This is a genomic window from Mesorhizobium sp. M7A.F.Ca.AU.001.01.1.1 (assembly GCF_004022735.1).
Taxonomy (GTDB): Bacteria; Pseudomonadota; Alphaproteobacteria; order Rhizobiales; family Rhizobiaceae; genus Mesorhizobium; species Mesorhizobium ciceri.
Genome location: NZ_RZPF01000182.1, coordinates 1 through 9,633 on the forward strand (window position 1 = coordinate 1; position 9,633 = coordinate 9,633).

General features: G+C 64.2%; 9 protein-coding genes. 6 read left to right on the plus strand and 3 right to left on the minus strand.

Annotated features, from left to right (window positions below; translation table 11 throughout):
- Positions 1–785 (plus strand): type II secretion system F family protein (locus EN884_RS13600; RefSeq protein ID WP_164895003.1); only part of this gene is annotated, 785 nt, incomplete at its 5' end.
- 90 nt (positions 786–875) lie between these two features.
- Here EN884_RS13600 and EN884_RS13605 read toward each other — a convergent pair.
- Entirely contained in the window at positions 876–1,697 is an 822-nt protein-coding gene (locus EN884_RS13605) for a tetratricopeptide repeat protein (RefSeq protein ID WP_013533677.1), read from the minus strand.
- Positions 1,698–1,813: 116 nt separating this feature from the next.
- On the opposite strand from EN884_RS13605, the gene EN884_RS13610 reads away from it, so the two are divergent.
- The 5 genes from EN884_RS13610 to pdeM all read left to right on the plus strand — a co-directional run bounded on the left by EN884_RS13610 (position 1,814) and on the right by pdeM (position 7,950).
- On the plus strand, positions 1,814–3,178 hold the full coding sequence (locus tag EN884_RS13610; RefSeq protein WP_063169999.1) for a M17 family metallopeptidase: 1,365 nt from the start codon (positions 1,814–1,816) through the stop codon (positions 3,176–3,178).
- Positions 3,179–3,250: 72 nt separating this feature from the next.
- Complete coding sequence (locus EN884_RS13615) at positions 3,251–3,601, plus strand: MarR family winged helix-turn-helix transcriptional regulator (protein WP_013533675.1); 351 nt, start codon at positions 3,251–3,253, stop codon at positions 3,599–3,601.
- Between the two features lie 26 nt (positions 3,602–3,627).
- Positions 3,628–4,488, plus strand: a complete 861-nt coding sequence (locus tag EN884_RS13620; RefSeq protein ID WP_063170457.1) for an NlpC/P60 family protein — start codon at positions 3,628–3,630, stop codon at positions 4,486–4,488.
- Positions 4,489–4,687: 199 nt separating this feature from the next.
- Positions 4,688–7,237, plus strand: a complete 2,550-nt coding sequence (locus EN884_RS13625) for a ligase-associated DNA damage response DEXH box helicase (RefSeq protein WP_063170000.1) — start codon at positions 4,688–4,690, stop codon at positions 7,235–7,237.
- Positions 7,234–7,950 (plus strand): ligase-associated DNA damage response endonuclease PdeM, encoded by a 717-nt coding sequence (gene pdeM / locus EN884_RS13630; protein ID WP_063170001.1) that lies wholly within the window; start codon positions 7,234–7,236, stop codon positions 7,948–7,950. The genes EN884_RS13625 and pdeM overlap by 4 nt, the downstream gene beginning before the upstream one ends.
- A 6-nt stretch (positions 7,951–7,956) precedes the next feature.
- On the opposite strand, the gene EN884_RS13635 is transcribed toward pdeM, so the two are convergent.
- Both EN884_RS13635 and EN884_RS13640 read right to left on the minus strand, forming a co-directional pair.
- A complete protein-coding gene (locus EN884_RS13635) occupies positions 7,957–8,892 on the minus strand; it encodes a DmsC/YnfH family molybdoenzyme membrane anchor subunit (protein WP_063170002.1) in 936 nt (311 codons plus the stop codon).
- A gap of 3 nt (positions 8,893–8,895) precedes the next feature.
- Positions 8,896–9,630 carry a 4Fe-4S dicluster domain-containing protein gene (locus EN884_RS13640; protein ID WP_063170003.1) on the minus strand — a complete coding sequence of 245 codons (735 nt, stop codon included), beginning with the start codon at positions 9,628–9,630 and terminating at the stop codon, positions 8,896–8,898.
- Between the last annotated feature and the right edge of the window lie 3 nt (positions 9,631–9,633).

A 9,633-nucleotide genomic window follows, 5' to 3' on the forward strand; every position in this document is an offset into this window, starting at 1 on the left:
GCATGCGCAACATCGTCGACCGGCTGGATCTGAGACGCGCGCTCGCCGATGAAGGCACCTTGCAGAAACTCAAGGTGGCCGGTTTTCGTGGACAGAATCCGCTGACGCGGTTTCTTTTCTTTCGTCTCGTGCTTCCTTTTGTCGGTTTCGCGCTGGCCGCAATCTACATCTTCGTGCTCGGAGGACTGCCCGACAAGCCATTGGTCATCAGGCTGTTCGTCTGCATCCTCGTTGCTTACGGCGGCTTCTACGCGCCGGTCATCTACGTCAACAACCGCGCCACCAAGCGCAAGCAGTCGATCCAGATGGCATGGCCGGATGGGCTCGATCTGATGCTGATCTGCGTCGAATCGGGCATGTCGGTGGAAGCAGCATTGCGCAAGGTCGCCGACGAGATCGGCGCGCAATCGGTGGCGCTGGCGGAAGAGTTCATCCTCACCAATGCCGAGCTTTCCTATCTGCCGGAGCGCAAGCAGGCCTACGAGAACCTGGCAAGCCGCACCGGCCTGGATTCGGTCAAGTCGGTGTCGCAGGCGCTCGTCCAGGCCGAGCGTTACGGCACGCCGGTGGCGCATGCACTGCGCGTGCTTGCCGCCGAAAGCCGCGACATGCGCATGAATGCGGCCGAGAAGAAGGCGGCCGCCCTGCCGCCAAAACTTACCGTGCCGATGATCCTGTTTTTCCTGCCGGTGCTTTTCGCCATCATCCTGGGTCCCGCCGGCATTCAGGTCAGCCAACGCGGTATCTTCGGCGATCATGCGGCGCCGGCAACAAACGCCCAGTAGCGGCAAGGCAAATTCCTGCAGTACACTTCAAACGAAGAGGCCGCGCTGCATGCAACGCGGCCTCTTCGTTGGGGCATCGGAATTGTGGTCTCAGTTGGTTGCGGATTTCGGCTTGTCCTGGTCCTTGAGCTGGCTCCAGGCGTTCTGTTGGGCCAGCATCTGCCTGAGATAGGCGACATTTGCCTGCGCCTGTTCGGGCGACAGTTCCTGTGAGGCGATCTTCTCGGCCTCGTCGAACCGGCCTTGCAGGCCGACGACCAGCGCCAGGTTCTGGCGGACCCGGCTGTCCGCATTCGGCTGTTGCGCGGCCGAGCGCATATAGGTTTCGGCGGTGCGCAGATCACCTTCCAGCACATACGACATGCCAAGATTGGAGAGCACGGAAGGCTCGTTCGGCTTGAGGTCGAGCGCCTTGCGGTAAAGCTGGCGCGCATCGTCCTTCTGGCCGGTCTGGTCGAGAATGGCCGCTTCCGCCGACACCAGCCTCCAGTCGGGATATTCCGGTGTCTGAGCGCGGCGCACGGCGTCGAGCGCCGCCTCGAACTGGCCATTGGCGGCCAGCGCCTTGCCGTAGGAGGCAAGCACGTCACGATCCTTGGGCAAAGCGATGGCGAGTTTGCGCATCACGGCCAGCGACTGGTCGGCGTCGCCATCCATCTGCAACGCCGCCGCATAGTTCGTCGCTATCCGCTTGTCGTTGGGGTTCTTCGCGTAGGATTGGCCAAGTGCGCCGGTGGCATTGTGCAGTTCGCCGGCCGACATGCTTTCAAGCGGTTTGCCGCTGGTGCGTGCGATAGAGCCGGTGGAGAGCTTGTCGGTTCCGCAACCGGCGACGCCCGCCGTCAGCGCCAGCACAAGAGCCATGGTGATGAGCCGTTTTCCCCTGATATTGATCCTGCGGTTGGTCGGCATGGCACCCTAAGCCTCCATTCATGCGCGGCCATTGCGTGGCCGTCTTCCCTCTCGCAGAAATATTCTGTTAACCCTAACGGACGGTTAAGAACGGCGACTCACACGGAGAACATCGCATGCCTGTCGAACTCGTCGGGAAGACATTGCCGGGCGCGTTGCCGGTCCATCTGGTCGCCAGGGACGGTCTGGACGCGGCCGGTCTTGCGCCGGCCGCCATCGCCTGGGCCAGGGCCAACGGCTTTTCCGGCGAGGCAGGCAGGACACTGGTCGTGCCCGGCGAAAACGGGGCGCTCGGCGGCGCCTTGTTCGGTATCGGCGATGGCGAAGGCGCGCTTGCCCTCGGCGCATTGTCGAAAGCCTTGCCGGAAGGCGACTGGCATTTCGCCTTGGCGCCGGCCGAGGCCGAACTCGCGGCGATCGCGCTGCTGCTCGGCGGTTATGTCTTCACCCGCTACGGCAAGAAGCCAGGCAGGGCGCTGCGCTTCGGCCTGCCGGCCGACGTCGATGCCGGGCGCGTTCGCCGCATTGTCGATGGCGTCTTCCTGACACGCGATCTGGTCAACACGCCGACCAGCGATATGGGTCCGGAAGATTTGGAGCAGGCGGTGCGGACCCTGGCCGCCAGGCACAAGGCCGAAGTCTCGGTGATCAAGGGTGACGATCTCCTCGACCGGAACTTCCCGATGATCCATGCGGTCGGCCGTGCGTCGACCAGCGCACCGCGCTTGATCGACATGCGATGGGGACAGCAAGACGCACCGAAGGTGACGCTGGTCGGCAAGGGCGTCTGCTTCGACACGGGCGGCCTCGACATCAAGCCATCGTCCGGCATGCTGCTGATGAAGAAGGACATGGGCGGTGCCGCCAATGTCCTTGGCCTCGCCTCGATGATCATGGCTGCCGGGCTGAATGTGCGGCTGCGCGTGCTCATTCCCGCGGTGGAAAATTCGATTGCCGGCAACGCCTTCCGGCCTGGCGACGTGCTGATGAGCCGCAAGGGCATCACTGTCGAGATCGGCAACACGGATGCCGAGGGACGGCTGGTGCTGGCCGACGCGCTGGCGCTGGCCGACGAGGAGGAGCCGCAGCTTCTGGTCGACATGGCGACGCTGACCGGGGCTGCCCGTGTCGCGCTCGGCCCCGATCTGCCACCGTTCTACACCGGCGACGAAACGCTGGCATCCGATCTGGCGGAGGCTTCCGTCGCGACGGAGGATCCGCTGTGGCGCATGCCGCTGTGGCGGCCCTACGATGCAAAACTGTCGTCGAAGATCGCCGACATCAACAATGTCACCACGGACGGTTTCGCCGGCTCGATCACAGCGGCGTTGTTCCTGAAGCGCTTTGTCGAAAAAACCGCGGGCTGGGCGCATTTCGACATCTTCGCCTGGAATCCGGCTGATCGTCCGCATGGCCCCGCCGGCGGCGAGGCACAGGGCATCCGCGCGCTGGAGCGGATCATCGCGAAACGCTATGGCTGACAGTCGCAGGCGAAAGACGGCAATCGCTTTGACTGAAACGGAACCGAAACAATTTGCCGTCATGCTGGCGCGATGTCGATTGCGATGCGCCCGAGCCAGGCCTTGCGACTGTGGCAGCAGGTGATGCTGTCGCAGGTGCGCGACGACGCGCCCGATCTGACCATGCGCCAGACGGCAATCCTGTTCACCATCTATCTCGATCCGCCGCCGCACACCGTGCGCGGGCTCGCCGCCCGGCTCAATGTCACCAAGCCGGTGATCACCCGCGCCCTTGACACGATGGGCGCTTTGAAACTCGTCTCGCGCCATCGCGACGAGCTCGACAAGCGCAATGTTCTGATCAGGCGCACGGTCGAGGGCGCGCTCTTTGTCGAGCGCTTCGGCGATGGTATCATCGCCAAGGCGCTCGAACTGCCGATGTGAGCGACCTTTTCAACAGAGTGCTCGATTTGACTGCCAGGGATGCCCGCCTTCACGCTTTTCGCTCGGACCTTGCCGATGCACGGCTGAAGGGTGAGGTCGCCGCTGACCGCTTCGTCGCCGGCCGGCCGGCGCGGGTCATCGCGTCAGTGGCCGATATGCGCAAGGCGCCGCGGGCGGATGCCGGCGTCAACACGCAAGCCCTGTTCGGCGACGATGTCCTGGTCTTCGATGTCGCTGAAGGCTGGGCCTGGGTCCAGGCCGAACGCGACGGCTATGTCGGCTATGTCGCCGACACGATGCTGGGCAAACGGGACCATACGCCGACGCACATCGTCTGCGTGCCGCGCACCTTCCTCTATCCCGCGCCGGATCTGCGCTTTCCGATCGCCGGACAATTGTCGATGGGATCGACGGTGACAGTGACGGAGGCGGCCGAGACGCGCGGTACGCACTATGCGGTCCTGCCGTCCGGCGAGGCGCTGATCGCAGGTCACCTGCGGCCGCTCAGTGAAGCTGTGTCCGACTATGTCGCGGTTGCCGAGGCGTTTCTAGGAACACCCTATCTCTGGGGTGGCACTTCCGGTTTCGGCATCGACTGTTCGGGGCTGGTGCAACTGGCGATGCGCATGGCCGGCAGAGACGTGCTGCGCGATTCCGACATGCAGGCTGCGGCCCTTGGCGAGCCGCTGGAACCGGGACCTGATTTCTCCGGCTTGCGACGCGGCGATCTGGTGTTCTGGAAGGGCCATGTCGCCGTCATGACCGATGCCGACACGATGATCCACGCCAACGGCCACACCATGCTGGTGTCGCGCGAAGGCCTGAAGGATGCGGTTGACCGCATCGGTTATCTCTATGGTGGCCCGACAGGGTTCAGGAGGCCGTAGCCTTTCTTCCTTCGCCCCGTTCACGGGGAGAAGGTGCCCGAGGGCGGATGAGGGACAGCGCCAGCATTGAGAGGTTCGCGCCGCCCCCCACCTGCCTGCCGGCATCCTCTCCCCGTACCGGGGCGAGGAAAGCTCACCTCGATCACCTTTTGTTCCGATTTTCCTTGGCGTTCGCGCGCCGTCGCGCTACCTCTGGCGGGTGACAGTTGAGCCGCGCCTTGCCGAACAGAATGCCGCCGTGGCCCTGCCCGAACCATTCCTCAGATGGTTTGGCGAGAAAGGCTGGTCGCCGCGCGCCCATCAGATCGAACTTCTGGCGAAGGCCCAGGCCGGTCAGTCGGTCCTGCTGATCGCGCCGACCGGTGCCGGCAAGACGCTGGCCGGCTTCCTGCCTTCGCTGACCGAACTGGCCAACCGGCCAAAGAGAAAGCCGGGCCAGGCGCAGCGCGGTATCCACACGCTCTACATCTCGCCGTTGAAGGCGCTTGCCGTCGATATCGAGCGTAATCTCGGCAAACCGGTGGAAGAGATCGGGCTGCCCGTCACCATCGAGACGCGCACCGGCGACACGCCGGCGCACAAGCGCCAGCGCCAGAAACTGGTGCCGCCCGATATCCTGCTGACCACGCCCGAACAACTGGCGCTGCTGATTGCGGCCGGCGATGCCAGACGCTTCTTCGAAGATCTGCGCTACGTCGTGCTCGACGAACTGCATTCGCTGGTGACATCGAAACGCGGGCATCTGCTCGCGCTCGGCCTGGCACGGTTGCGCAGCTTTGTCCCTGGTCTGCAAACCATCGGGCTATCGGCGACGGTGGCCGAACCTGACGAGTTGCGGCGCTGGCTGGTCAGCCAGAATCCACCCAAGGGTTCGACAGGCCATGACATGGCCGAACTGATCGTCGTCACCGGGGGTGCGAAACCGGAGATTTCCATCCTCGACTCCGAAGAGCGCGTGCCATGGGCGGGACATTCTGCGCGCTACGCCACGCCGGAAATCTATCGCGAAATCAAGCGCCACAAGACGACCCTGCTGTTCGTCAACACGCGCAGCCAGGCGGAGCTGCTGTTCCAGGAATTGTGGCGGGTCAACGAGGACACGTTGCCGATCGCGCTGCATCACGGTTCGCTCGACGTCGCCCAGCGCCGGCGGGTCGAGAAGGCGATGGGCGAAAACGCGCTGCGCGCCATCGTCGCCACCTCGACTCTCGATCTCGGCATCGACTGGGGCGATGTCGATCTGGTGGTGCATGTCGGCGCGCCAAAGGGGGCGAGCCGACTGGCACAGCGCATCGGCCGTGCCAACCACCGCATGGACGAGCCGTCCAAGGCGATCCTCATCCCCGCCAACCGCTTTGAGGTGCTGGAATGCCGGGCCGCCCTCGACGCGAACTATCTAGGCGCGCAGGACACGCCTCCGTTGATCAATGGCGGGCTCGATGTGCTGGCCCAGCATGTGCTCGGCTGCGCCTGCGGCGCGCCGTTCCGTGCCGATGACCTGTACGAGGAGGTGCGAACGGCAGCACCCTATGTCAGCCTCGACCGGCCGACATTCGACCGCGTCATCGACTTCGTTGCCACCGGCGGCTATGCGCTCAAGAACTACGAGCGCTATGCCCGCATCCGTTTGAACAAGGACGGGTTGTGGCGGGTGTCCAATCCGCGCGTCGCCCAGCAATACAGGCTGAATGTCGGCACCATCATCGAGGTGCCGGCGCTGAATGTTCGATATGTGCAGGCCGGCAGCAAAGGCGCGGCTTCGCGTGGCGGCCGGGTCCTCGGCAAGATCGAGGAGGCCTTCCTCGAAACGTTGACGCATGGCGACACGTTCATGTTCGCCGGCAAGGTGCTGCGCTTCGAGGGCATCCGCGAGAATGAATGCTTCGTGTCGAACGCGCCGGGCAGCGATGCCAAGGTGCCCTATTATGGAGGCGGCAAGTTTCCGCTTTCGACCTATCTCGCCGAACAGGTCCGCATCATGCTCGATGACCCGCAGCGATGGAAAAAGCTGCCCGAGCAGGTCGCCGACTGGCTGCGCTTCCAGGCCGACAAATCGGTGCTGCCCAAGCGCGACGACCTGCTGATCGAGACCTTTCCACGCGGCAATCGCCACTATCTGGTGGCTTACCCGTTCGAGGGCAGGCTGGCGCACCAGACGCTCGGCATGCTGCTCACCCGCCGCCTCGACAGGGCAGGAGCCAGGCCGCTCGGCTTCGTCGCCACCGATTATGCGCTGGCTATATGGTCACTGGGCGACATGGGCGCGATGTTCAAAGCCAGGAAGCCTTCGCTGAGCGCACTTTTCGACCAGGACATGCTGGGCGACGACCTCGAAGCCTGGCTGGCCGACAGCTGGCTTCTCAAGCGCACCTTCCGTAACTGCGCGCTGATTTCCGGATTGATCGAGAAACGCCACCCTGGCCAGGAGAAGAGCGGCCGCCAGGTCACCGTCTCGACCGACCTGATCTATGATGTGCTGCGCAGCCATGAACCGGACCACATCCTGCTGCAGGCGACGCGTGCCGATGCGGCGGCCGGCCTGCTCGATGTCAGCAGACTTGCCGACATGCTCTCGCGCATCCAGGGTCGAATCGTGCATAAGGCACTCGAACAGATATCGCCGCTCGCCGTGCCGATCATGCTCGAGATCGGCAAGATGCCGGTGAACGGCGAAGCCGATGAGACATTGCTGATGGATGCGGCGACGCTGGTCGCAGAGGCCATGGGGCCGGAGATGGTCGAGGAATGAATTTTTCGCTGGCGCGCACATCGCTGATCGCCGAGGCCGATCTTGTCGGCATCGCCGGCAAGCGCGCCGTCTGCGACCCGCGCGGCGTGCTCTATTTTCCGGATCTGCGGCTTCTGGCCGTGTCCGATCTGCATCTGGAAAAGGGTTCGTCGCTGGCACGCCGCGGCACGCTGATCCCGCCCTACGACACCGGCGCGACCTTGCTGCGATTGCAGGCCGTCATCGCTGACTACCAGCCGTCTATCGTCATCAGCCTGGGCGACAGCTTTCACGATGGCGGTGGCGCCCAGCGCATGCATGCAAGCTTCCGCGAGCGGCTGGAGGCGTTGATATCAGGCCGGCAATGGTTCTGGGTCGCCGGCAATCATGACCCGGAAGCGCCAGCCGACCTGCCTGGCGAGACGGTGCGTGAACTTGCCATCGGCTCGCTGCTGTTCCGGCATGAGCCGTCGAAGCAGCGTGTCGAAGGCGAAATAGCGGGCCATCTGCATCCCTGCGCCCGCATCGTCCAGCAGGGCCGCTCGGTGCGGCGGCGCTGCTTTGCCGGCGACGGAGGCCGCATGATCATGCCGGCCTTCGGCGCCTATACCGGTTCGCTCAACGTTCTCGACCGCGCCTATGCCGGGCTGTTCCGGCTGGACACGCTGATGGCCTATATGCTGGGCGCCCAACGCATCTTTGCCATTTCCGGCTCGATGCTGCGGCCGGGCTAAACAGCCCTACCTGCCGTAATAAAGCGTAACCGTGTGCTTCGCCTCTGCAAAAAACAGCCAGCGCTCGACCAGCATGCCGGCGAACTGGATTGCAGCAGCGAGTACCGACAGCAACGCTGCCGGCGGCCAGGGCAGGGCGAACACAATGGCGAGCAGCCCCAAGGGCAACGCGAAGGCCAGAAGCTGCGTGATCTGACGCAGCCGCGCGCCATGCTTGCGCGCGATGCGGAAACCCATTTCCTTGAGCAGGTAATTCTCTTCGGTATGCGGCCATTCCAGCGACCGCACCGTACCTCCCGCCAGCCCGGTCGCGGTGTTGGCGGTGGTCGGGATCTCCAGCCGGTCATTGTAGCGCCAGGTCGCCAGCTTCCAGCCCCAGCCGGTCAAGGTCAGCAGCAGGCAAGCCGCCAGCTGCACCTTCGAACCAAGCGCAAAGCCCTGCAGCAGCGCGTTCAGCAGCACGCTGCCGGTCATTGCCGAGAAGATGAGATAGCCGGGCAGGGTGAAGCGGCTATGCCATTGGGCGATCGGCTTCAGCGACGCATAAATCATGCCGGTGGTGCAGACGGTGATGATTGCGCCGATGGTGGCCAGAGATCCGGCGATGCCGACCCAGCCATCGGTCTTGCCGAAGAATATCCAACCGATGCCGAACAGTCCCGCCGGAATGAAGGTGATGACCGAGGCAACACCTTCGCGCGACAGCCATGAACTGCGCCATTGTGAGAACGCCCGCCAGGCGCGTTCGGGGCGGCCGAGATGACCCGTCGAGGACAACAGGCCGGCTACGATCAGGCCGAGCGCCAGCCCCATGCCGATGAAGCCCAGCCAGAAATCGGGTGGGATGATCTGGAAGCCTCCGAGCGTGCCCAGCAGCGCGAGCAGGCCGTAGCCCGCGCCGGTGGCAGTGGTGAAGAAGACGACGGAGAAGGCTGGATGCATGGGTCAATTCGAAAGCATGCGGTCGACCCAGCCGAGGAAACCGCCTTCGGCCCGCACCGGTTCCAATGCCGGCGCGGCCACCGATGCGGCGCGCGCGGTGTGGGCGCGCGGCGGCAAATATTTGTTGGTCGGGCGATAGCCGAGCTCCGGCATCAGGTCGACGCCGCCACGCTCGGCCACCAGTTGCGAGACCGCCGACAGGGGATCGCCGAGATCACCGAAATGCCGGGCGCTGGTCGGGCAGGCGGCGACGCAGGCCGGCACGCGGTCTTCTTCGGCCAGATTGTCATTGTAGATGCGGTCGACACACAGCGTGCATTTCTTCATCACCCCGACATCGGTGTCGAATTCGCGTGCTCCATAAGGACAGGCCCAACTGCACAATTTGCAGCCGATGCACTTGTCCTCGTCGATCAGCACGATGCCGTCCGAAGCCCGCTTGTAGGAGGCGCCAGTCGGGCAGACGGTGACGCAGGCCGGCGTCTCGCAATGCAGGCAGGAGCGCGGGAAGTTCACCGTCCGTCCGCCCATCTCGGTGGTGTGCTCATAGCTGTGCACGCGGTTGAACCAGACGCCGTCGACATGGCCGCCATAGGGATCGATGTCGGTCAGCGGCGCCATGTGGCCGCCGGTGTTCCATTCCTTGCAGGCGGTGACGCAGGCCTGGCAGCCGACGCAGGTGTCGAGATCGATGACGAGGCCGAGCTTCTTGCCGCTTTGACTTGGCAGACAGGTCATTTG

What these genes read in the sequence shown, in the direction of transcription:
- EN884_RS13640 (WP_063170003.1), bottom strand. Translation starts at nt 9,630, where the DNA reads ATGACCTGTCTGCCAAGTCAAAGCGGCAAGAAGCTCGGCCTCGTCATC.
- EN884_RS13610 (WP_063169999.1), top strand. Translation starts at nt 1,814, where the DNA reads ATGCCTGTCGAACTCGTCGGGAAGACATTGCCGGGCGCGTTGCCGGTC.
- EN884_RS13635 (WP_063170002.1), bottom strand. Translation starts at nt 8,892, where the DNA reads ATGCATCCAGCCTTCTCCGTCGTCTTCTTCACCACTGCCACCGGCGCG.
- pdeM (WP_063170001.1), top strand. Translation starts at nt 7,234, where the DNA reads ATGAATTTTTCGCTGGCGCGCACATCGCTGATCGCCGAGGCCGATCTT.
- EN884_RS13615 (WP_013533675.1), top strand. Translation starts at nt 3,251, where the DNA reads ATGTCGATTGCGATGCGCCCGAGCCAGGCCTTGCGACTGTGGCAGCAG.
- EN884_RS13605 (WP_013533677.1), bottom strand. Translation starts at nt 1,697, where the DNA reads ATGCCGACCAACCGCAGGATCAATATCAGGGGAAAACGGCTCATCACC.